The sequence below is a fragment of the Siphonobacter sp. BAB-5405 genome, assembly GCF_002872335.1.
GTDB lineage: Bacteria > Bacteroidota > Bacteroidia > Cytophagales > Spirosomataceae > Siphonobacter.
This window is the reverse complement of sequence record NZ_NJAG01000042.1, coordinates 89208-111768: the sequence shown is the minus strand read 5'-3', so window position 1 is coordinate 111768 and position 22561 is coordinate 89208. Positions and strand designations below refer to the sequence as shown.

22 protein-coding genes and 1 pseudogene are annotated in these 22561 nt (G+C 48.4%); 10 read left to right on the top strand and 13 right to left on the bottom strand.

The window, feature by feature from the left end; all coding sequences use genetic code 11:
• Positions 1-259 precede the first annotated feature (259 nt).
• Positions 260-1390: a putative sensor domain DACNV-containing protein gene (locus BWI97_RS21900; protein ID WP_102202806.1), complete on the top strand. Its 1131-nt coding sequence runs from the start codon at positions 260-262 to the stop codon at positions 1388-1390.
• Positions 1391-1497: 107 nt separating this feature from the next.
• Here the strand turns inward: BWI97_RS21900 and BWI97_RS21895 are convergent, their stop codons facing one another.
• Positions 1498-1830, bottom strand: coding sequence for a DUF1508 domain-containing protein (locus BWI97_RS21895; RefSeq protein ID WP_094812228.1), 333 nt, complete (start codon positions 1828-1830; stop codon positions 1498-1500).
• 359 nt (positions 1831-2189) lie between these two features.
• Between BWI97_RS21895 and BWI97_RS21890 the strand changes: the two genes are divergently transcribed.
• The 4 genes from BWI97_RS21890 to BWI97_RS21875 all read left to right on the top strand — a co-directional run bounded on the left by BWI97_RS21890 (position 2190) and on the right by BWI97_RS21875 (position 4911).
• On the top strand, positions 2190-2831 hold the full coding sequence (locus BWI97_RS21890; protein ID WP_102202805.1) for an RNA polymerase sigma factor: 642 nt from the start codon (positions 2190-2192) through the stop codon (positions 2829-2831).
• Between the two features lie 3 nt (positions 2832-2834).
• A complete protein-coding gene (locus BWI97_RS21885; RefSeq protein WP_094812224.1) occupies positions 2835-3578 on the top strand; it encodes a tetratricopeptide repeat protein in 744 nt (247 codons plus the stop codon).
• Complete coding sequence (locus BWI97_RS21880) at positions 3578-4414, top strand: C1 family peptidase (RefSeq protein ID WP_102202804.1); 837 nt, start codon at positions 3578-3580, stop codon at positions 4412-4414. Before BWI97_RS21885 ends, BWI97_RS21880 begins: the two co-directional genes overlap by 1 nt.
• An 89-nt stretch (positions 4415-4503) precedes the next feature.
• Positions 4504-4911: an Imm51 family immunity protein gene (locus BWI97_RS21875; RefSeq protein ID WP_094812220.1), complete on the top strand. Its 408-nt coding sequence runs from the start codon at positions 4504-4506 to the stop codon at positions 4909-4911.
• 173 nt (positions 4912-5084) lie between these two features.
• On the opposite strand, the gene BWI97_RS21870 is transcribed toward BWI97_RS21875, so the two are convergent.
• The 11 genes from BWI97_RS21870 to BWI97_RS21820 form a co-directional block, all read right to left on the bottom strand.
• On the bottom strand, positions 5085-5669 hold the full coding sequence (locus tag BWI97_RS21870; RefSeq protein WP_102202803.1) for a hypothetical protein: 585 nt from the start codon (positions 5667-5669) through the stop codon (positions 5085-5087).
• 15 nt (positions 5670-5684) lie between these two features.
• Positions 5685-7178 carry a DUF4384 domain-containing protein gene (locus BWI97_RS21865; RefSeq protein WP_094812217.1) on the bottom strand — a complete coding sequence of 498 codons (1494 nt, stop codon included), beginning with the start codon at positions 7176-7178 and terminating at the stop codon, positions 5685-5687.
• A gap of 3 nt (positions 7179-7181) precedes the next feature.
• Positions 7182-8600 carry a C1 family peptidase gene (locus BWI97_RS21860; RefSeq protein ID WP_102202802.1) on the bottom strand — a complete coding sequence of 473 codons (1419 nt, stop codon included), beginning with the start codon at positions 8598-8600 and terminating at the stop codon, positions 7182-7184.
• Between the two features lie 5 nt (positions 8601-8605).
• Positions 8606-9145, bottom strand: coding sequence for a hypothetical protein (locus BWI97_RS21855; protein WP_102202801.1), 540 nt, complete (start codon positions 9143-9145; stop codon positions 8606-8608).
• A 90-nt stretch (positions 9146-9235) separates the two neighbouring features.
• On the bottom strand, positions 9236-10069 hold the full coding sequence (locus BWI97_RS21850; protein ID WP_102202800.1) for a hypothetical protein: 834 nt from the start codon (positions 10067-10069) through the stop codon (positions 9236-9238).
• Positions 10070-10690: a hypothetical protein gene (locus tag BWI97_RS21845; RefSeq protein ID WP_102202799.1), complete on the bottom strand. Its 621-nt coding sequence runs from the start codon at positions 10688-10690 to the stop codon at positions 10070-10072.
• 22 nt (positions 10691-10712) lie between these two features.
• The gene (locus BWI97_RS21840; protein ID WP_102202798.1) at positions 10713-11819 is read right to left on the bottom strand and encodes a caspase family protein; all 1107 of its coding nucleotides are present in this window, start codon (positions 11817-11819) and stop codon (positions 10713-10715) included.
• A complete protein-coding gene (locus BWI97_RS21835; RefSeq protein ID WP_094812206.1) occupies positions 11816-12931 on the bottom strand; it encodes a caspase family protein in 1116 nt (371 codons plus the stop codon). The genes BWI97_RS21840 and BWI97_RS21835 overlap by 4 nt, the downstream gene beginning before the upstream one ends.
• 5 nt (positions 12932-12936) lie before the next feature.
• A complete protein-coding gene (locus tag BWI97_RS21830; protein ID WP_102202797.1) occupies positions 12937-13167 on the bottom strand; it encodes a hypothetical protein in 231 nt (76 codons plus the stop codon).
• Positions 13164-13691 carry a hypothetical protein gene (locus BWI97_RS21825; RefSeq protein WP_102202796.1) on the bottom strand — a complete coding sequence of 176 codons (528 nt, stop codon included), beginning with the start codon at positions 13689-13691 and terminating at the stop codon, positions 13164-13166. Before BWI97_RS21825 ends, BWI97_RS21830 begins: the two co-directional genes overlap by 4 nt.
• A gap of 2 nt (positions 13692-13693) precedes the next feature.
• Positions 13694-15076 (bottom strand): LamG-like jellyroll fold domain-containing protein, encoded by a 1383-nt coding sequence (locus BWI97_RS21820; RefSeq protein WP_102202795.1) that lies wholly within the window; start codon positions 15074-15076, stop codon positions 13694-13696.
• 441 nt (positions 15077-15517) lie between these two features.
• On the opposite strand from BWI97_RS21820, the gene BWI97_RS21815 reads away from it, so the two are divergent.
• The 5 genes and pseudogenes from BWI97_RS21815 to BWI97_RS21795 all read left to right on the top strand — a co-directional run bounded on the left by BWI97_RS21815 (position 15518) and on the right by BWI97_RS21795 (position 21111).
• A complete protein-coding gene (locus tag BWI97_RS21815) occupies positions 15518-15856 on the top strand; it encodes a hypothetical protein (protein WP_102202794.1) in 339 nt (112 codons plus the stop codon).
• 90 nt (positions 15857-15946) lie between these two features.
• Positions 15947-16618, top strand: coding sequence for an SOS response-associated peptidase (locus BWI97_RS21810; protein WP_094812196.1), 672 nt, complete (start codon positions 15947-15949; stop codon positions 16616-16618).
• Positions 16619-16895: 277 nt separating this feature from the next.
• Positions 16896-17845 (top strand): annotated as a pseudogene (locus BWI97_RS21805) (ParA family protein).
• Positions 17846-17856: 11 nt separating this feature from the next.
• Positions 17857-18828 (top strand): hypothetical protein, encoded by a 972-nt coding sequence (locus tag BWI97_RS21800; protein WP_102202793.1) that lies wholly within the window; start codon positions 17857-17859, stop codon positions 18826-18828.
• Between the two features lie 1374 nt (positions 18829-20202).
• On the top strand, positions 20203-21111 hold the full coding sequence (locus tag BWI97_RS21795; RefSeq protein WP_102202792.1) for a replication initiation protein: 909 nt from the start codon (positions 20203-20205) through the stop codon (positions 21109-21111).
• Positions 21112-21124: 13 nt separating this feature from the next.
• Here the strand turns inward: BWI97_RS21795 and BWI97_RS21790 are convergent, their stop codons facing one another.
• Positions 21125-22561, bottom strand: coding sequence for a rubredoxin domain-containing protein (locus BWI97_RS21790; protein WP_102202791.1), 1437 nt, complete (start codon positions 22559-22561; stop codon positions 21125-21127).

Sequence of the window (22561 nt, the reverse complement as noted above, 5' to 3'; positions counted from 1 at the left end):
TTTTAACATTGAATGCATTCCCACGCTTAAAACTTCTATTTCGCATTAGTTCCCTCTAATTTCCTCAAAATAAGGTAAAAACGATCCGCTTTCGTAGTTTTGAAATGGCATCTATGACCAACAGAACGGGAGCTGCGTCCCGAATCACGAACGATACGGAAAACTTTCCGGTTATAGGCCTAACTCCCTACTTTGACCCTTATTGATAACTATCGTGCAACGCTCTATTCCCTATTCCGAACGTTTTTCCGCGAACCGTATGATCCTGGAACCAACTTACCAGGCAGCCCGACTAGTGGCGGCAACGATAGAAACGCATTTTGCCCAGCAACTCACTTCCACCTGTAAAGCCAAGTGTCAGCCACTGGCTCCCAACCCGCCGGCTCGCGTCATTGAAGCGATGATCGACGCGGCGTTCTGGGCCAGCTTACGGCACGAAGAAGGGTATTCACCGAAAATTTCACTGGCCTATATTTCGATTGATCAGGCGGATCAGCCGCTGGTATTCGAGCATCGTTTGCCGTTGACGCCAGCGGTACTAACCAAACTGGCCCCGGCCGTCGAACGACCCGGTATTCACCTGGGCATTGGCTACGAAAACGATGAGCTGTTTGTCTGGGGAACTACCCGGGAGATTCCGGGAAACTGTTTTGTACTGGAAGTGATTGAACCAGGTCTGCTGGTGGTAAAACACCGCCGCCTGGCCGGATACGGAAAGTTTGTGAACGTAGCCATTCTGAAAGGCGATCAGGTGAAAATTGTAGATAACAGTCTTACCGATCTTCCCGACTACCTGGCGTCCCTGACCTGTATGCCGGGTTTTCAGACTTCGCAGAGTAAAAATGTACTCGTGCAGCTGGCCGTTTCGATGCGGGCCCACGGACGGGGTGGTTCGTTACTGGTAGTCCCCTCAAGTTCAGAAGCCTGGCGGGAATCCATCATACAGCCCATGACCTATCCCATTGTTCCGCCGCATTCGCAACTGGCGGATTTAATGCAACATAACCTGTACGAAACAACCCAGTACAGCTGGCAGAAATCCCTGGATTTGTCCATCGAAAGTATGGCCGGACTTACGGCAGTGGACGGTGCTACCATCATCAACGATCAGTACGAACTACTGGGTTTTGGAGCGAAGATTGGCCGCTCGGATACGAGTGCCCGCGTGGAACAGATTCTTGTATCCGAACCCATCGTCGATCAGACCAGTACGGTTGTGCATTCCACGCAAACGGGCGGTACACGGCATTTGTCGGCGGCCCAGTTTGTCTACGATCAACGCGATGCTGTCGCTCTGGTGGCCTCGCAGGATGGTCGCTTTACGGTATTTGTCTGGTCGCCAGCGGAAAAAATGGTACACGCTCACCGGATTGACTCGCTTTTACTCTAGTCTGTTCATACCGACATTGAGAAGGGGATGGATGTTGAACATCCATCCCCTTCTTTTCTGGAAAGTACATACGTGGCTTGTACCACTTGCTTCACCTGAGACTGGTTCTAATTTTCGATCCGAACGTTTGCCAGCGGAGCTTCCCACTTGGCACGTTCGATGGCCTGATCCCGGCTGGCCGCAGATGCGTACTTTCGAGCACTACGGGCAATGAGTTTTTGATTGGCCGATTTTAGCCAGAACGTATATTCATGGATTCGATTGATCCGTTCGTAACGACTTTCCAGCGGGGCGTAAATGCGTATGGGTTCAACGTCATGCCAGCAGGTTTCAAAATCCTCGTAGACTTCGCTCATGAGCAGTGCTTCCCCCTGGCTTGATTCAAGCGTAAACTGATACCCTTCGCCCCTGGCAGCCCGGTGAATGATGAATACAGCCATACAGAAGGTTTAGTAGCGTTGACGTTTTTCATGTATCACCGTCAGGGGCAGAAGGATAACACGTATCCGTAAAAAAAACTCTATTTTTTTAATTACCTGCCTAATTCATTCGCTATTATTAAGCTTTTATAATAAATTTTTCTTTGTTCTAAAGATCCTGATTGCTGACAGTCTTGCTTTTTAACGATTTCACTCTTTTGCATTACTACGCAGAATTTCAGCTTTTAGAAAATATTTTTTTGTAACTGATAACCTTTCGACTCATCCGCAGATGTATGGATAAAGGTTCGGTTGTATTTTACGACCTTCTGTCAGCGAACAAAAACTGACTCACTTTAGGATGAATACGTAGTAGCCCTATGCCTCCAATTAACCCCGTACCGGATTCGTCAAAAAGTAATGAAGAAAAGCGTATTGAAGCTCTGCAGGCCAACGACGATATAGCCTGGCGTGATCTGTACCTGGAAGTCTCACGGATTTTCATTCCGTATGCGTTACAGCGAAGCTCCATTTCGGAAGACGATGCCTATGATCTCTTTCAGGAGTCCATGATCGAATGTTCGCTGAAAATCAGAGGCGGTCACTTTCAGTTTCAGGGTAAGCCCGTCACGGCCTATGCCTTTACGATCTGTCGGTATCGCTGGATTAATTTTGTAAAAAGACAGAAACCGACCGACTCCTATCAGGAATGGTCCCTGGAGGACGATAACCCCTTTCTGGACGATGACACTGAATCAACCGCTTCGTCCATGGCCGACTGGGCCGATAGCAGCCTGTGGGGAGATGAAACCGTAGAAGCCGACTTGCAGGCACTGCAAAGGGCAAAAGACGAACTTTCCGACGCCTGCCGTACCCTGATTGAGTGCTTTTACGTCGAAGAAAAATCACTGGCCGAATGCGGTGCCCGCCTGGGCATTCAGGAAGGTTCAGCCAAAGTAAAACGATTCCGCTGTACGCAGCGATTCCGGGAACTCTACCTCACGTACCGTAAAAAAGAATAAGTCATGTCTTTATCCGAAGAATCCATTAGCCAGGTTGGAGCTTACGTAAACAATCAGATGAATACGCAGGAGCGACTGGAATTTGAACGTCTGCTCGAGCAAAACCCCGAGCTGCAACAGGAGTTACACATTCAGCGTGAACTGAAACAGGGCCTTGTGTGGCTGAAAGAAAAAGAACGTTTCCAACAGATTCATCAGGAATTACGAGCTCAGGGCGTGTTACCCCAGGCTCCGAAGTCTGAAGCCCGAAAGGTTGATTTTACCCCCCGTCCGGAAGCAGGCCTCAAGCGTTGGTACGGTTGGGCAGCAGCGGCTTCGCTGGTACTCCTGCTCGGTTTAGGCTGGCTTTGGTTGCGTCCGGTTGATACGGGAGCCCAGTTGGCTGATCAGTACATCCATACCCCCAAGTCCGCTCCCTCACGCATCGACGAAAACGAAGACCGGCTCGGAGCACCGCTTCCCACTACCCAGGTACAGCAGGATTCCATGCAGTTGCAACAGGCTGTAACCCTGCTGCAATCGGGTCAGGTAGATGCCGCCATTTCCCAGCTCAAACCCCTCACGCAGCACATCACGAATCACTGGAACGCCAGTGCCCAGTGGTATCTGGCTTTGGCTTATCTGAAAAATCAGCAGTCGCAGCAGGCTCGGGTATTGGTTGACTCCATTGCCGAGACGACCGGCCATCCCTACCAGCGGGAAGCTCAGCAGCTGGCCGAACAATTTGCTCATCAAACTGCCCGCTAGTGAATCCACGCCTCTGGTTTGCCCTGCTTTTTTTCGGTGGTCTGGCTTTAAAAGGTCTGGCCCAGCCCTTACCCAAAACCGGACTGGTTTTTGACGACGAGGCCTACGAGCAATTACCCTACGAGCTGGTGTTGACGAAAGCTCCCCTTCCGGCTCGCGTCAGTTACGAAGCCTACTGCCCTTCCATTCAGGCTCAGGGGCCGTATAGTACCTGCGTAGGCTTTGCCTGTGGCTATTACCTGCAAACGATTCTGGAGGCTAAAGCTCGCGGACTGAACAAACGGGCTATGATTGATCAGCTCGCCTTTTCGCCGAGTTATCTGTACGAAAAGGCAAAGGTCCAGCAGGATTATAGCTGTACGGAAGGCGTTTCGCTGGTGAAAGTACTGCAAATCATGCAGGAAGTGGGGAACACACCCATGCGAAGCTTCCCCTACCCCGCCTGCGGACAAAAAACGGCCCGGGCCGATCAGCTGGCCGCCCGGTTCCGCATCAAAGGCTTTGAGCGAATTTTCAAGTTACAGGACCCCGATGCGATCAAGATACGTTCGCTGAAAAAATCCCTCGCCGAAGGCAAGCCAATTGTTGTTGGGATGGTGATTCCGGCTTCGTTTTACTACACCAAGAAAGTGTGGCAGGCGGCTCCGGGTGACAATCCCCAAAATCCGGATTTGAAAGGTCACGCCCTCTGCGTTATTGGCTACGACGACGACCTTCACGGCGGAGCCTTCCGCGTTATCAACAGTTTTGGTAACGACTGGGCCGATCATGGTTTCTGCTGGGTAACCTACCGCGACCTGGCCCGCTTTGTGAAGTATGGGTTTGTGGCGAACTAAAACGCCTTAACTTTACGTCTTTCCACCGACAGGTCTGTATCGCTGACTCAGGATTCCAATCTTTCCGTAACCAACCAGATCCTGAGCTTGTGCGGGCTTTCCCTGATTCATTACACATCTTTGCTCCACTTAAAATCATAAAACTGAACAACCGATCCGTGGAAAATTACGCTCCTTTTAAAATCAAAGCTGACGACTATTACCTGATCAAAGCTGAAATCGAGTTATTACCCGAGTACATGATGCTGTTTGCTAAACACGGGTACGAACCCAATGGCTACTGCTGGGAAGGGCATATCATTCAGATTTTAGAGAAGGTCAATCCGGACTTACTGGCTCATATTGAATTTGATCCGGAAGCGGGTGGCTTTTACGCAGTGGCTGATTCCGAAGCCAGTCAACTAGCCTTTGTGCATACGCTCAGCCCTATTTTCCAGGATATGGAAACGCTGGAAGCATACATTCGTACGGCGGATCGTGAACGCGTTGACGATTAGCATTCACGCCCCTATTCAACGGCTGATCCAGCGAAGGCCCTACCAAAAAATTTGGTAGGGCCTTCGCTGGATCAGCCATTACGCATACTTTATATTAGTTCATGATCCTAAGCGTGATTCCTGCAAATAGAGCTGTACAGTCTTTCCGATCAGGTGTATTGAAAATCCACGCATTACTGCTCAACCTTCTCGCCCATCTTAGCCGTAATCCGGTCGCCTTCGCAGATGATTTCGTAATAGTAGCCATCACTGAAGGCCACTTTCGAGCCACATTTGCAGCAACGGGTATTGTAGCCATCCGTCTGAATCTGCGTACCACCGTGACCGTCGCTAACCAGAAAAAAGGACTCGCAGTCCAGACAGTACTCACTTCCTTTGACCTTCGTTCCGGCGGGCAGGGACGTCCGTTCGGCTGTCTTTTCCCCGCTTCGTAGGGCTTTAAATGCGGCCTGTACTTCCACCGTATCTTTGCCCTGTACGGCATAAAACGTAATGGGCTGGCCGTTGCGTTGAGCCACCGGAATCTGAAATACGCTATCGAGCTGCGAACGCCCCGACCGACCGTTGATAAACACGATGGGCGTACCGTCACCCCCTCGCGTGCTAAGGGTCAGTTGAGAAGTTCCTTTTTTGGCAATCCGTACCGTCAGGCCGGGTGTGGGTGTTGTGGTTAGTTTACTGAGGGTCCAGCCCACCAGTGATAGTAATCCCAGAATCAATACAATCAGGGTAACTTTTCCTATTTTGGTTAATCGCATAACTGGTTGGTAAGGTTAGAAGTTTTTGGCTTCGCGGGTAGTGATTTGAATATGATCTTCGGCAATTTTTCCATCGTTGTTCTTCCGGCACTTCATGAGGGTCTGAAAGGCCGCCAGCGAACCGACAAAAATCCGGTAACCGCCTTCGTTTCGCACGTAACCCTGCTGACTGGGAGCCGTCGGTAACGGACAAAAGGCTTCCTCGGAAGCGTATGCCAGCAGGTATTCCGTGCCGTAAGGAGGCGAGCAGATAAAGGCCGATTCGGGTGAGATGCGAACGGGGGTATTTTCCTGACCGGGTTTAATGACGAAATCGGATTCGAGGAGCGTTTGGGTGCCATCCGCCAGGCGATACAGGAGTCGCAGGTGACAGGGTCGGTTAGCTGTAGCTTCCAGAATCATTTGCTGTCCCGCCCAGTACTCCACGCCGGTACGGCCCCGATCGGTACGAATTTCGATCTTCAGAGCCGATTTAGTCGTCGTCGTAATCTGTCGTAAGGTATCCTGTACGTTTCGAACCCGTTCGTAGTTTTCGGGTTTTAACGGCAACTTCTGCTCTACCAGCCAGCTCAGCGGAAGCTCGGAACTACGGGCCTGAGCCAGTACTTTCCGGCTGGCTCCATCCACCACTTCCATGCGTAGGCGTAACTGATTGAGGTCTTCTTCGTACGAACCCCGAATAATCCAGGATTTTTCGTCGGAATCGGCCACTGATCGTACCGGTATTTGAGTATGCCGTTGCCAGCAGGAACTAAGCATGGCGAACACCTGATCCGACAAGGCATCGTTGATCCCGCAATTTTTGTACGTAAATCGCTCCAGTACCAGCCGTTTGACGTTTGGAGGCAGGTCTTTCTGTACCTGTGCTGTCAGGGTATCGAGCACCGACAGGAGGTCTTTGGGTTTTTCTGAACTAGCCAGCGTTTGACTGGTAAAGGCCGTGGTGGGTCGCTGTCCGACTTTAGTGATCCCTACAATCCTGAAATTCAGGAAAGAGTTCAGGGTGGCATGAAAGGAAAACTGCACCCGAAACTCCGTTAAGTTTTCGTAAGTAAAAGCCTTATTCTGAGCATTCTGCCCCTGAAGTGTTTTGATCAGGTATACATTTAGATACGGCTCCCCCGCGGTCGTCCGCTGAAAGTCGTACTGCACCTTTGACCAGTCGAGTGCATGAATGATCGGTTTTCCTCCCGAGAAAATCCGGCAATCTTTCACATACTCCTCGACTGACGTTTGGGTCCCCTTTGGTTCGCGAAACTCATTGAATACCAGAACTTCCTTGTCCCGCAATGCACCCGTAATCAGCCCTTTGAGCTGCGGTCGCAGGGCATCGAAGGGCTGATTGGCTTCGTAATGGGTCAGGATTTCGAGATTCGTCAGGTACTGATCCGTAATCAGCCGACGGGCATTCTGTATAATCTCGGTCTGTTGGGCAGGTGTATACGACTGAGCCCAAAGGCTGGATAAACCGCCCAAAAACCAGCCGAGAATTCCCAAAAATTTCTTCATAGGCTACTGATGATCAATGGCTACCACCAGAGGTACTACCGAGCCAACGGCTTTGGGATCGACTTCAAAACCTACTGCGTCGGTACGGTACTTGATTTGGGCTGCAGGAATTAATTCGTCCTGAAGAGCCTGTTGCAGCCGATCCGTCAGATTCCCTGAACTTTGCTGAAGCTGACTTAGGATCGTATTGAACGTCAGTGGTTTTTTCGAAAAGAGAACGATCAGGTAGTCAGTCCCTTTGGTATCATCCAGGGTGATGGATTTATGGTCGGCCGGGTACGCAACGGTGGTATGGGAGCCTAACGCGGGGCTGATGCCGGCGGCATAGGGAAAAAGCTGGCTCATCCGAAATGTCGTATCCGTACCGATCATGTATACATACGCCTGCTCACTGGTATTGACCAGGGCCTTAAACGCCGTACCGGACGAATGACTTTCCGTGGTACGGTACATCGTTAGTTCACGCGGATCAGTACTGACGACCAATCCCTTTTGCAAACTTCGCTGAGCCTGCAATTGTCCGCCTTCCCGCAGCCGTAACTCCATCTGGCCTTTCAAGGCTACGGTCGTTTCAGCAACGGGTACAGTGAGGTCCGGAAACGCCTGGTACGCTTCCCAGGTAAAACGGGCTAGATCCTGGTACTTAATCCAGCAATAGCCGTGATCCGCCCAATCGCTGCCCCAACTGTTGACGATCCGAAAAGCTCCACCGTACTGAGCATCGTCGTAGCCAATCACACACAGGGCGTGGCCCCCTTCCCGAGGCATTCGTTCATCCCCCGGAGCAGGCTGCCACACAGTCTGCGTAGCAAAAAACGACAGCGGCGTCTGCATACCGATCACGACGGGATACCCCTCGTTCAGAGCCTTTTTAATGGCAAGCGTTTTCTGAGCGGCGGGAGCCAGTAAGCCAAACAGGCGAATGACATCCCCAATTTTGTGCGGCGAAGCCAGTTCGTCCAGATCCTCGGTAGTATTGCCGCAGTTGGGGTACGGAAACGCTTCGTACTGCGGAGCACCGTAGGTTTTAAGACTACTCAGGGCATCGACCAGCCGGGAGCCTTCCTTGCACTCTACATCCGTAGGAGCCTTGATTTTATCGTAGGTATAGCTGGGCGAAAAAGACGCCGCCTGATTGGCTGTATGCCGTTTGCGGATGTTGTCGAGCATGGTCCGCAGGTAATACGTACTGGCAAAACCCACGCAGGTGCCGTAGCCTTCGCCCTGATTCATGACGGGTGGAGCGTAGGCCTCGTAGGAAATGCGTTTGGCCAGATGATCGTAGCTGTCTTTGGTAAGTACGGCTTTCAGGGGGAATTTTTCGTAGGCCGCGTCATCAAATTTCAAACCCGTAGGGTATTTTTTCTGAGCGACAACCGTATTTAAACTCAGTACAAGGGCAAGTAGTAGAGCTTTTCTCATGCCAACTAAGGTTTGGGGGTGGCGGACAAGGTATTGGGGACTTCCGTAATTTTTAATTCGTAAATCTGCCAGTAATCGCTGGCGGGCGGTGTTTGCGACAGGGGAATGGTTACTTTCGAGACGCTCGAACTCTGGGGTTGATGATTCTCGAAACGTTGTACGTCAAAGTAAATCGATGCGTAGCTGCTGTATTTCCCATTTTTATCTTTTTTGACATCCTGAAAATGAATCACTTTCACGGATTTCATCTGGTAACGAACGCCCGACGAACGGTTCAACTGACTCAGGAACTGAGGTACGGCAATCCATTTTTCGGTTTTATTGGGCAATTCCACGATAAAATACCCCGACGGAGCAAATAGCCATTCACTTTGCTCCTGGAGATATTTCAAGTCCTGTCCTTTCGTTTTTCCACTGAGCCATTGCATGACGGTATCAAGCTTGGTGTCAATTGGCCAATGGATGGCTTCCCGGCTCTGGGCTTTCAGGCTCTGCGGAATTCCGAGCAGCAGCAGCAAAACGAAGCCAAGTGCGTAAATTTTCATAGAATCAAAAACGAGGGCTTTTGTTAAAATGAGCTTTACTCAAACATCACTCCCCTGAGCCTAAGGTTATCATTTTCAATCTATAAATTTTTATTCGGGCTTCCAGAACGCTCGCAACGCGGGGGGTAAGTCTTGTGGCCTTTGCCCCAGATCACTGATCAGCCAACCCGAAGGTTCAGTTTCCCGGCTGAACGACTGAATTTTTAGCCACCAGCCCTGATGGATGGGCCACCAAAGCTGACTGTCGAGCGAGAGCAGTACCTGAGCTTCCTGATTGGCTATAGCCCGTACCAACGCCGTCAATCGCGGTGAAGGGTCCGGATGGATACAGGAGCCGAAGTTCACGTCCGCCCGCATAATCCGGGATAAACCCATGAAATTAAGCTCATGAGCATTCGGCGGAATGAATACGAGCGAATCCGTCGCGGGCATCAAGGTCCCGGAGCTGGGTGGCCACTCAGTATCTACGTCCAACAATTGCCAGGACCAGTTACCAGCCTGCTGCTGTTTTTTCAGATACAGCTTTACTTTTCGTACCTCCTGCTGCCAGCGAATTTGGAGGCTCACCTCGGCGAACAATCCTTCCTGCGTGGGCTGGATGGGCTGTTTTCCAAGCGTTTCAAGGCATTGCTGAACGAGCGGAGCTTTGGAGGCCAGTACCAAGGCATCCATTAGCTCCAGAATCCGCAGGTGTCGGGCGGCGGGGTTTTCATCCAAGGCTGTTGTATCGTTGAATTTCATGAAAAAATCGCTCATGAAATGAATGCGACTTTTCATGAAGGCTTCGGCAGGTTTCCGTTGAATCTGAGCGAATGATACGACTGCCATATCTGGATGGTTCTCCAGGAACAGCGAATCCGTTTCCTGAGCCCACACCTCCCCTATCCCCGCCAGCAGTAACCCCAGTAGCAGCCCGCGTGGCATTTACTGATTAGGCCTTTTAGGTTGGACTTCCGTCACGCGGACGTCGCCCAGTAGTACGGTCCATCGGTGCTCGGCGTAGAACGGATCTTTCCGATTTCGCAGGTCTACCCCTAGTTGCTTGACCGTTTTGTCTTCGTATTGCATCCGGCCATCCTTTCCCCGCCCCTGAAAATGCTGGAAATACGTGGCCGTGGTTACGTAACTCGTCTGGGTTTTCTCCCAATCGCCCACTAGAGCCAGGTCGTAGAACGTAATGTTTACGTCGAAATACTTTTTCTCCAGATTCCGTAGCCGACGTAGGTATACGGTCAGTGGATACTCTTTGACCAGGAGTTTGCCTTTTACTGAACCCACCTGCATGCGGGAATCCGGTAAAAACAGCATCTGGGCATTTTCGATGGCCAGTTCCCGTACTTGTCCCGACTGCGAGGGATCAGCAATGATGGACAGATACCGCTGAAATTCGGCTACTTTCTGCTGAGTCAGCTGCTGGAAATCCTTCAGCTGTTTTTCCGACAACTGATCATCGCGTACCTCTAACCCTTTTGTGACGGGCAAGGGCTGGGCCTGGGCTACGGAAGCCAGCCAACCAGCGAGTACCAGACTAACTACATATTTCATGGGCTTGTACAAGGTTAAGGTCTTACCAGATTTCCTGAATGGCAGCTCGTTCGTAGTGTACACCATCTGACGAAACCGTCGACAACCGCTCAATCAGATTGATTCGCTGAATTTTACCGGCGTTGAGGTACAGCCGCTGAATAACCTGTTCAATGGGCTGTACTTCTCCTAAGGTCGTATTGACGTAAATATCAATCCGGGCTTTCTTCGTGAAATACTCTTTCACCTGCGTCAAGAGGGCGTACCGCTCGGCTTCGGGCCGCTGGACGTCCGTCAGTGCATTCAGGTACTGATTGATGCGTTGAAAATCCGGCTTGGGATCGGTTACGACAGCGAATGGCTGACCCGACAGGTGAATTTCGTAGATGGATTTTCGATCCCGCGTGGCAACGTGCTGATTGAGTCGGCCCTGCGTATCTTTTAACAGGGCTTGCCAGGAAATACTGCGGTTGTACCGACTTGCCAGTTCCAGAGCTTCGTCGAAAGCCCGCGTGTAGTAGCTGCCCGAATCCGCGTGGGCACAGGAGGTTTGCGGCGGCTGACTACTGGCAATCAGAACGTCTCCTGAGGCTTCCCCAAACAGTTTCCGATACGCCGCATTGAGTGAATCGTTCGTCAGCATAAGGCCTCGGATTAGTGGTTTGCGACTCACCATTCCCCGGGTGTTGCTGGATAAATTGTTACAGCAATCCCCAAAACTGACGCACAAGCGAGCTTTCTTCGTTTTCAGAGCCGTGTGCAACGCCTTTAGCGAAGGATTCTGACTCCGCTCCGCTGCTTCTTTGTGCAGGTACAGCAAAGGAAAGGCGTCGTTCCGCTTACTTTCGTTGTAGCCGTGGCCGGAGTAATAAAAGAAGATAACGTCCTGTGGTTCCACCTTCAGTGAATCGATCAGGCGATTCAGGTTCGACCGATTCAGAGCGTCCCCTGACAAGGTTTGCTCGTTCAGCCGCACCCGTAAGGCCGAAGCAATCTGCGTACACTGCCGGTGCATGACTTCCAGGTCGCGTTGGCAGGCCGTTGACAGCAGGGGATCTTTCGTATCAGCTACGAACAGGGCATGCAGCGTCTGAGCCTGTATTACCTGCTGAAAGAACATTCCCAGCAACAGCAGTATTCCTTTTTTCATCGTTCGCTGGGGTTGAACGTAAATTTACCCCGGAAGCGTCCTTCAATGTAGGGTGGCTGACGGAAACCTCTTTTTTCCAGCCCAAAATCAATACGTTCGATCAGTTCCCGAATGTCGAGGTCCGGCGTATCAATGTGTTGAATGAGTTCACTGGTGAATAATCCGTTTTTCCCTTCCCCATCCTGAGCGGTTTTGCCGGGTTCGGTCGCGTACACGATCATGGTACCCACGGGTGGGTTGATGGTGGTATGGCTCATCTCTCCGATGCCGCGTTTCCAGGAACGGTACGGGTTATTCCGGCAGGCATCCCAGAACACCAGATTGGAGCCATTGGGATTCACTTCTTCCATGCGGGCAACGAGCTGACGCAGCGGAAAGCAGTCGAACTGAACATCTGATTCACTGGCCGGATCGGCATCGACGGGTTGTACGTAATTGTCTCCATTGACCATTAGGCCATGGCCCGCGTAGAAAAACAGACTGACGCCTTTGTCGGTCAATCCGTTCGTGAATTCGTCAATGGATTTTTTCAGCTCTTTCCGGCTCTGGTTTTCGCGGAATATGACGCTGAATCCCAGTTTTTGCAGGTGCTCCTGCAACGCTTTCCCGTCATTGACCGGATTTTTGAGCGGGTGCTTCGTGTACGAATCGTTGGCAATAATCAAGGCCGTGCGTTTGGTCAACCCTGCGATTCCGGTTGGTGAAGTCGGACCGGTTTGATAGGTAATGTAATGCGATTCAGAAACCGTTTTTCCCCCGCTATTGACGGCCACGAAATGCAATTCATTCGCACCCGGCGTCAGCGTCAGCTCTTCACTGATTTCCTGACCGCAGCTTACTTTCTTAAATCCCCGGGCTTTGCTGCTAAACGCTTTACCATTCAATACAAACTGGTACTGCGAAACAGCTTCGGTGGATTGTACGCATACGGTAACTTTCAACTGCGGTTTTTCGACCGTCAGCTGGGGCGTGGATGGGTACTGCCAAACGATCCCCGGAGCTTTGAGAGGCACCTTGGGGGTTTCCCACTCGCCTTTAAACTTATGATCATGCTGGGCCTGACTAAGCTGAGCCCCCGCCAGGAGTATTCCCAGAAGTAACGTTTTTTTCATTGCCGTTAGAACGTTAAGTGATAAGCAAGGGTGGGTGTATTACCAAAGTACTGCACCGTAATGCGTTGCGAAGCGGTCCGTCTGAGACGATCATTCTGAACACCTTTGATGACACTGTAAATCACATCCGCCGCCAGAATCAGGCCGGCTCCCCGAAAGGCATTCATGTAGCGTTTGCGGTGCTGGTTAGCCGCATCGTAATAAGGCGTCGCGTCCCGCTCGTAGGGCTCGGTCATGTAGCGGTCGTATTGTTCGTTGGCTTTTGTCGTTCGAGGAAACCGTAAACGAGCAATCCACCGTACGCGACCGTGATGAGCGGCCGGTAGCCCACTTTCCGGTGTACCAGCATATTTCCTAGACCGGGTACGGCTATCGAAGCCAGAGCACTCAGGGGGCCTCGGCCAATGGGTTGCTGGCGGGGAGCTTCTTTCACGCCAACAATGGGTTGAATGGCTTCGTCGCCCATGGTAAAGCCGTCCAGAGCAAAATCCCAGTAAATGACTTTATTAGTTCCAGACGACAGGTTTCTACCCACGTCTCCGGTAACGGTACGAATCTTCAGCAATCCTTTGGTACGACTGGCAATTTGCAGGTAGACGGAATCCTGCTCGGTGAGCTTCTGTACGTCGTACGTAATCTTCATGCGATCCGCCGTGTAGTCCGTACGGATATTGGAAACGACAGGCTGAGCAAGGCTGAGCGACAGACAGCCTAGTAGGAAAAGCCCGGTGAGGAGGCTTTTGATTAGGAAAGTATTCATGATTAATGCTTGGAGAGTTCCCGGATTTGTGCTTCAGTAAGGGGTACTTCGTAGACCCGGATGTCATCCAGATGGCCTTTGAAGTTATCCTGATTTCTTTGATGCTGAATGCCGAAGCGTAAACTTCCGCCTGAGCAATCGCGAATACCAAAACCCTCAATGTCTGTTTTTATAGCCCACAATTCACCATCTAAATAGGTTTTTCCAACAGATCCATCAAATACGGCTACAAAGTGATGCCAGCTTTTTTCATCCCGGTGTTGCGTGTTGTGAGGACCTGCCCATTTGGATTCTGATTCTTTGCTACAATCATCACTTTCTTTGGGCTTTATATCCGCATGAATAGTCACATTAGGAGTGCTACCACCGTACTTTACCCAGGCACTATAAAGTGCGTTATCACCTGTATTATAATCCGATTTGTAATATAACTGCATCCCTCGAAGAGCATCAGCAGGTAAACCATCTGGAATTCTAAACCATAAACTAACCGTAAGTTTATTAGGTCTCAAGCTTACATGATCATTAATATCCAAATACCCACTTACACCGTCAAGTCTCAGAACTTTTTCAGTCTTATTGTTTCTACCAGTAGTTATAATATCTGCACCAATCTTAAGCGTTCCAGTATTATTCTTTCCGCTTAAATCTTTAATCTGCGTACCCGTATCCGTATTGAAATCATAATAGGCTACCAAGCCTGTCCAAATATCCGCACTGGTAGTTTCGAACTTCTTGACTTCTCCATACTGAGGATTCCCCTTGCTATCTATAATATAAGAACAATAGTAGTAAGATACTCCAGGGGTAAGATTTGATAGGGCTATCACAGCTGAATCTCCCGCTGATACCGATGACAAAGACTTCGTATCTGCAGTACCTATTCGTGGCGAGCTATTGGTGTAAGAATAACAGATTCCATACTGAGTAGCAGCCGGTAAGCCCACGTTGAGGAGTTGGAAGGTTACGTTGGCCGTAGTATTGTTCACCCGTGAGGAGCTTCCGGTAGCCACACTGGGTACAACGTCCTGAACGACCGTAATGGATCGGGTAAACGTAGCCTGTTCACCGCACTTATTCGTCAGTTTGACCGATACCTGAACCGTCTTTGCTTCTTTGTACGTATAGCTAGGATTGAAGGTGCTTGCCGTACCCCCGTCTCCGAAACTCCACTCCACTTTATCAAAATCAGCGGCATTGACGTTTAATGAATAATCAACTTTCAACTGATTAGTCGCGGCTGCAATTTGGGCAGTAATAGGCTCGCATTTCGGAAAAATCCGTTGTGGGAATTTGTCTTTACCACAGCTAACTACCAGCAGAATAAGCGGAAATAAACAGAGTTTTAGAAAGGAAATAGTGATCCCACGTAGATGTTTTTCCATGAAGATTAGTTAAAAATGAGGGCGATGCATTAACAAATTCAGAGGGGTAAAATTAATGCTTCTTACTTACTTCTGTATATACATAAGAATAATTTATCTCACTTTAATACTTGATATATGTAACCGGGCTTTTAAAACCTTTCAGCACTTATTCAAATTTATTTAGCAGGATTACTCACATAAACTAATTTTCCTTTTTATTCATAGTCAGTTCAACAACTAGCTACTGGTCAACTACTTACAAGTATAATCTTTGTTGATAGTTTAAAAAAATAAACTGTATTGGCACCAATCGAATTTTAACCTAGCGAAAATTAGTATTCACGTATTTCTACGTAAAGCCTGATTGTTTTTGCTTACAAGATTTAGGCAACCCTGTTTCTTCAAAAATGTTCCGTTTATTATTTCGTAAGTTTGCCAGGGTAACTACCCATTGCTTATATGCTTCCTTTTCAAACGCTTTTCCATTTACTGGATGAAACGATAGATTTAATAGAAATTAAACGTCTGGATTTACCAGATGAAAAAGATCCCAGCCAGCTGTATTACTGGCTGCTGATTCGCGATACTCAGATACAGCGGTTAACGTTTGTCTCTATGACCCGGAACGAAACTTCTCAGGAACGTGTCTTTGAGGAAGGACTCTTACATTTTGATACCGAAATGGCTTTGTATACGGATCTCGACACCCTGGAAACTCACCGATTAGCTGTTCAGAATCCAGCTATCCTTTCCGAGGCTCTTGGGAACCACATCCAAAACTATTTGACCGCTCAGTAGCAGTATCCCACTAACGTTCGACTCCCTACGTAGCTCATCGGCACAAGGTTTTACGGATGAGACATCAGGCAGGGACCAACGACATAAGCTATGTACATAGGTTTAGGTATCAGAAAAAAGTTAAAAGATCTTCAACAACGCTTTCAGGCTCCTGGCCTCACCGTGACGGCTAAGGCTTTTAAACCCACTCCTCAGGTGTCGGGTACTGACCTCCCCTATTGGCCCGTCATTACGGCTGCGAATCCTACCGAATTACAACTGTTCCGCTGGGGCTTACTAAGTCCGGATACCCGGCCGGAGCAAGTTCAATCTACACCCCTGCGACGCCTGCATTTGCCCACGGAGGAGGTAGTGAAGCGTACCTTTAGTAATCAACCGCTGGAACAGGGGCAACGATGTCTGGTCTTGGCAGACTGCTTTTACATTCATCGGCATGAAGGCAAAAACCGCGTCTTATATCAGATTTCCCTCCGCTACAATCAGCTATTTGCTCTGGCGGGTATCTTCCAAATCTGGGAGCAGGATACGCAGACCATTCCAACGTTTTCCTTACTGACCACACCAGCAAATTCGCTGCTGGCTTTCCTTAATAACAAGTACCAGCGAATGCCGGTCATCATTGATCCCGAAGCAGAACCGCTCTGGAATTCTACCCTTCCCTTTTCCGATCCGGCAATTCAATCGCTATTACATCCTTTCGACCCGGCACAACTGAAAGCCGAACGACTTACGCACACGGAACAATTGTCTTTGTTTGACTAAGGGCCTTCCTTTCTTCCGATGAATAAGTTGTGTTTTAATCGGTCTTTTCGTTCAAGCATTTTGCTTTAAAATTTGTATTGTAAATCAGACATTTACATACTCCAAAAGGTTAATCAAACTTTCTTAAAGCAATTTAAAAGTTGTGTTTTGATCGGTCTATATCTTCCGTTGTCTAAAAATCCTCTCGTTCATTTCTTAAAAAAATGATACGATTAGTCCGTATATTCGGACAAATACTATTTATTTGTCCGAATATTATTCCATCTTCTCTTGTTGTATGCTCACTCACGAAGAAACGCTCTTATTTTTTCGCCGAAAACCCGCTCTTTCGGTCTCAGCCATTGAAAAGCAGGCGGGCTTACCTTCCGGAACTTTGGCTAAGGCCATTTCCGGGGATCGTACGCTGAATGACAAACACTTGGCTGCTTTGTACCCGGTATTGCTGGAATACGGTTATGCTGAAATGGCTGAACGTAAAGCCCGTATCATCTCGGTAGTGAATCACAAGGGTGGTGTAGGCAAAACAACGACTACGCTCAATCTGGGTAAGGCTCTCTCACTGGCAGGTTTTCGTGTGTTGTTGGTCGATATGGATTCACAAGGCAACCTGACGCAATCGCTCGGGCAGGATGAGCTGGACAAACAGGTTGTACACGCCTTACTCAAAAACGAACCCTTGCCGATTATCCCTATTGCGAAAAATCTGGACTTAGCCCCGAGTGATCTGGAGTTGGCTTATGCTGATCTGGAGCTGGTTCAAGTAGTAGGGGGTGTCAATCAGCTCAAAAATGCATTGGCTCCGGTTCGGGGAAACTATGATTTCATTTTTATTGACTGCCCCCCGCTCTGAATATTTTCACGAACTCTTCTTTAGTAGCCTCTCATAGCTGCCTAATTACCCTTCAGCCGGAAGCGTCCTCGATGAAAGGGGTAAACCATCTTTTTGATCGTATTGCTCAGGTACGGGACCGGATTAACTACGAATTGAAAGTAGAAGGGATTTTATTAACGATGGTGGATAAACGCCTGAACGTTCACCGGGATATGATTCAGAACATCCACGAAGCCTTGAGCAACTTCCGAATCTTCAAAACGGAAATCCGGACGAACGTAGCTCTGAAAGAATCCCAGGTAGCCCAACAGGATATTTTTACGTATCATAAAGATTCCAATGGTGCGATTGATTACAAAAACCTGGCTACTGAATTTATGCAATCCCGAGCTTAATCCCTTCTCCGATGAAAAAATATCAGATTGGTCTGAACGACAAAAAAATCATTAAGGATCAGAGTCTGCTTCGTCACGAAGAGATCAAGAATCGGATTCTGGTTTTACCGGAACTGGAAGCCTTCATACCGCCCCTGTTACCGGAAGAGTATACCCAACTCGAAGCCAACATTAAGAAAGAAGGTTGCCGGGAAGCTCTGCTGATTTGGGAAACGACGGAAGCCGTAGCCAAAGGAACGGACAGCGACGCTCCGGCCTACGTATTGATTGATGGACACAATCGTTACGCCATTTGCAATACGCATCAGATCGACTTTAAAATTCATCTGGTTCAATTCCCAACGAAAGAAGCCGTTTACTTTTTCATGATTGAAAATCAGTTGGGTAGACGAAATCTTACGCCGGAACAGGCTTCGTATTTGCGGGGTTTGCGGTATCGCACGGAACGTCAGGCGAAGGGTAAATATGACCGTTCCGGACATAAGGGTCAAAATGACCTTTATGCTACGGAAGAACTCGAAAACCATAAGGGACAATTTGACCCTTATGTCAGTGAAGAGGGTCAGCTCGATCATAAAGGTCAAATTGTCCCTTATGAAAAAGGTACTACTTCCGGGCGTCTAGCGGAGCGTTTCAATGTCAGTGAAAAGACGATCAAACGCGACGCGGAATTCTCTCAGGGAATCGATAAGCTAACTCCGGAGTTGAAAAAGGATGTACTGAGTGGTAAGGTAAAAATCAGTAAGGGAGATATTCAGCAATTGGCTTCTTTACCCGTCGAATCATTACCCACGCTGGATGCCGTAAGTCAGGCCTTGGCCAAACCAGCTGTGGAGGAGAAAACCGAAATAAAAGACGATCCTGAAGTACTGATGAATCAGTTACGGAAGAAGTTAAGTCAGCTAACCCGACTGAGTGAACCCAATGACGAACTCCTCAATTCGATTATACGAATCGCGAGGCAGTTAAAAAGTAAAAAGTAAACGAGAGCGGTGAAATTCACCGCTCTCGCCGTTTATAGACCATTGTATAGCGTTTTCTTGGTAACATAGGCATGGCGTTCTGAGTAACAGACATTTCCGATAGTTACGTTTGGGTTTTCAAATACAGGAAAGATGAAAAAAGGATTGCAATATTTAAAAAGTTGTGTTTTGATCGGTGAACTTGGAATAGTACTTACCGATGAGGTGATATGGAGTGTATAGCAATAATGAATAAGTTGTGTTTTAATCGGTCAGATACAACGCTTGTGATCATACATAATCTATTGAAAAACAGAGTGATAATTTCGTTATGAACTTACCGTAAGTAATCAGATCCGTTTTAAAAGTTGTGTTTTGATCGGTGCATTCGGGTTGATTCCGGTAGTTAATTCGAGCAAATTTCAAGCCAAGAAGGAATACTTGTAAATCAGCGGGTTGAGCAGTGAAAAAAGGTGCGAATAAGTTGTGTTTTGATCGGTGAATACACGCTCTAGGGCTGAATAAGTTGTACTTCAATTGGCGGTTTTTAGAACAAGATCGGGCTTCCCTTTAGGCTTGGCTTTATACGAACATCCGGCTATTGGATCTACCTTAAAAGTTGTGGTTTGATCGGTGGTTTTAAAAGTTGTGGTTTCATCGGTAGGTTTCGCAGCCAGTAAACCAGGGAAAAGTACCGTACTCTGGCAAAAAGCTTTCAGGCAATAATAAGTTGTGTTTTGATCGGTGTGTATTCGTAAACGGACTCCCAAAGAAAGATGATTGAGTAAAAGCAGTAATGTCAACGGCAACCGAAAATAGCCCAGAAGCCTTTCAAAACCTGCGTAGAGAGGCGATCGTACCTACTAATGACGTCCGGTATCAGCTTAAGCTACAGAGGAGGTTATAGGACGGCATACATTTGTCTATATTCTGAAATTCAAAAGTCGCTAGTATTTTAAAACTAAATATTTAGTTCACGCCGGACTTCTTTTTTCTTTTCCTGCCCGCTTTGCTTTTTGATTTTTATTGTTTTTCACTCGCTTTAAAAGAAGAAAGAAGCGGGGGAGGGAGGACGTTACAACAGCCCTATAAACGCTATAATCAAGTAATTGGGTTTTTCAATTACTCTTGTTATTCTCTTGAAAGGAAATTTTTAAAAAATAAACAATTGATAACCAGTAAATTATCCTGTGGATAACTTATAAAAGTTGTGTTTTGATCGGTAAAAAGTTGAGCTTTCATCGGTGAAAGAGGGGTAAAAAGTTGTGTTTTGATCGGTAGAATGGGGGTAAAAAGTTGTGTTTTAATCGGTAAAAAGTTGTGTTTTGTAAAATATTGTACAACAAATTAAATCAGACTCCTATATTTGTCTCACTGTCAGCAACCTATGGCTTTATGAAAAAACAGATTGAACTGTATCAGGATAACTTTATTACGGAAGCTCGCTATGAAATGACGGAAACGGAGCGGAATATCATGTACATGGTGATTTCGCAGGTACGTCCGGACGATCCCCTCAATAAAATCTATCAGGTATCGATTAAAGAGATTGCTTCCGTGATGGGAAGTGAAGAAATCTATTACGACGCTTACAAAAAAGCCACGGCTAAGATTGTGACGCGTCTGGTGGAGGGGTACTTGCCCAACGGAGACTTTCTCCAGACCACCTTCGCTGCTTCAGCAACGTACAAAAAAGGAACGGGAATCATTGAAATCGAACTTTCCCGAAAAATCCGCCCCTTTTACGTCGAACTTAAGGAGAAGTTTACCAAAATTCAGTTACAGGCAGCGATGATGCTGCAGTCCATACACGCCAAACGCATTTACGAATTGCTGTGTATGTACAAAAACATGAAGAATAAAACCTTCAGTCGCAGTGTGGTGGAACTAAAGTCCATGCTGGCCATTATCGATGCAAAAACGGGAAAAGATAAATACCCCAAATGGACACATTTCAACCGGGAAGTGCTGGAAATCGCCATGCGGGAAATTAATGGCAATACGGATTTAACGTTCACCTACACGCCTGTATACGGCGAAAAAGCCGGTCGGGGGCGTAAACCCGTGGAGCGGGTTGTGTTTGAAGTAGCCTACGCCAGCAAATCGAGTGCGATTGACGTAACGCCAATTATGGACCGCCTCATCAATCGTTTCAAACTACGGCAGGATCAGGCAGAAGAGATTCTGGAATCGTTTACCATCGAACGCATCAACAAAACCCTGTACGACATCGAGGTACGGGCGGCTAACAACGAAATCAAAAATATTGGTAGCTACACGGCTAAAACGTTCGGTGTTAACTAGTTGAGAAGCGATTTTACGCGGAAGCCATTTTAGTAATCGCTTGTAATTCGGTTTTGGGAGCTTCACAGGTTGGACATACGTAGTGGGCGGGAAGAGCCTGAAACAAAGTGCCTGCCGCAATGTTCTGTCGGGCGTCGCCGTACCGCTCATCGTAGTGCGTCAGGCAGTGCGGACATTCATATACTGTAGGATCAGGCATGGCAGGACGGTCTTCGGCCAATGTCAGGGCAATTGGGCTGGGCTGGTGTCGTTTGCTCGTATACTGGCGGCAAATGCGTTCTACCTGATGGGGGACGTGCATTTTAAAAAGCCCTTTTTCAACCCGAGTTAATTGTCGGCTGTTGGGATTATACTGCTCCGTCACGTAGATATCATAGACCGTTCCCAGTGAGAACAGCCCCCACTGCAACCAGGGACGTTTCCGAATGAGTACCGAACCAAATACCTCGGACTTGGGACGGGTCTGAATGCCGAAGCAGAGTCCGAAGGTGCGGATATCCAGTTTCTCAAAATGGCGACGGATGTAGTTTTTCAGCGTCGTTCCTTCCGTCGTATGATCCTCCGTTTGCCAGGCCAGTTCGTGGGCAGCGTGGCGTACATTAATGGCATACTTCCCCAGTAAGTAGGACCAGTTCGAACGGTCTTTTTCTTCAATGCCTTTGATAATCAGTGATTTCCAGGGAGTGGTGCAAATCTCGCCAATGCGGGTTCGCAGGCATAACTCACAAACTTCCCGTAAAAAAGCGACGGAAAACCAGTCTTCCCGGCTATACAGTCCCAGCCAGCTACGCGAGCCGTACCGGTTGAAACCTTCGTAATAGGGGAGTGAAAATTCGGGTAGTTCCACTTCCTGCGTAGCCGGACGCGTGATGAACGAAGTGTCCATCCTTTCGTACAGAAACGAAACATCTGCGTCGGCCGTCAGCCGTTCTTCCATTTGCTGGGCGAAACGGCCAATTTCGTTCGTATAAAGTAATTCAGGCCAGCGGAAAATCGCATTGGTTTTCGGCTTGCGTAGGTAGACGTACCAGAAATGGGGTTCGGGCGAAGCAATGAAGTTGAGGTGACCCGTAAAAAAAGGCGTAAAGCTCTGTCCCGCATCGGAAAGGTTAATTTTAAGTCGAGGCTGAAACGTCAACTGATCCAGAATGGTATGGTACTCACTTTCCCGCAGCCAGTCGCCGCTCCGGAATACGTCTTCGCCGCAGTACGAACTAATGATATTCGGCTGCTGATCCGTGGTAATTTCGTACGTAATGGGAGTCGTTTTCAGCGATTTTTCCAGAGCCGGTAACTGTTCGTAGTGAACCGTCATCAAGACCTGCTGACGGCTACCAAAACGTACGTCTCGAACCCCCGCTTCCTGGGCCAGTGCCAGTACGTGTCGGAATGTTCCGGGGGAAAGAATACCGCCCGGAGCGTTGATTTTCAGAGTATAATAATCCCGCAT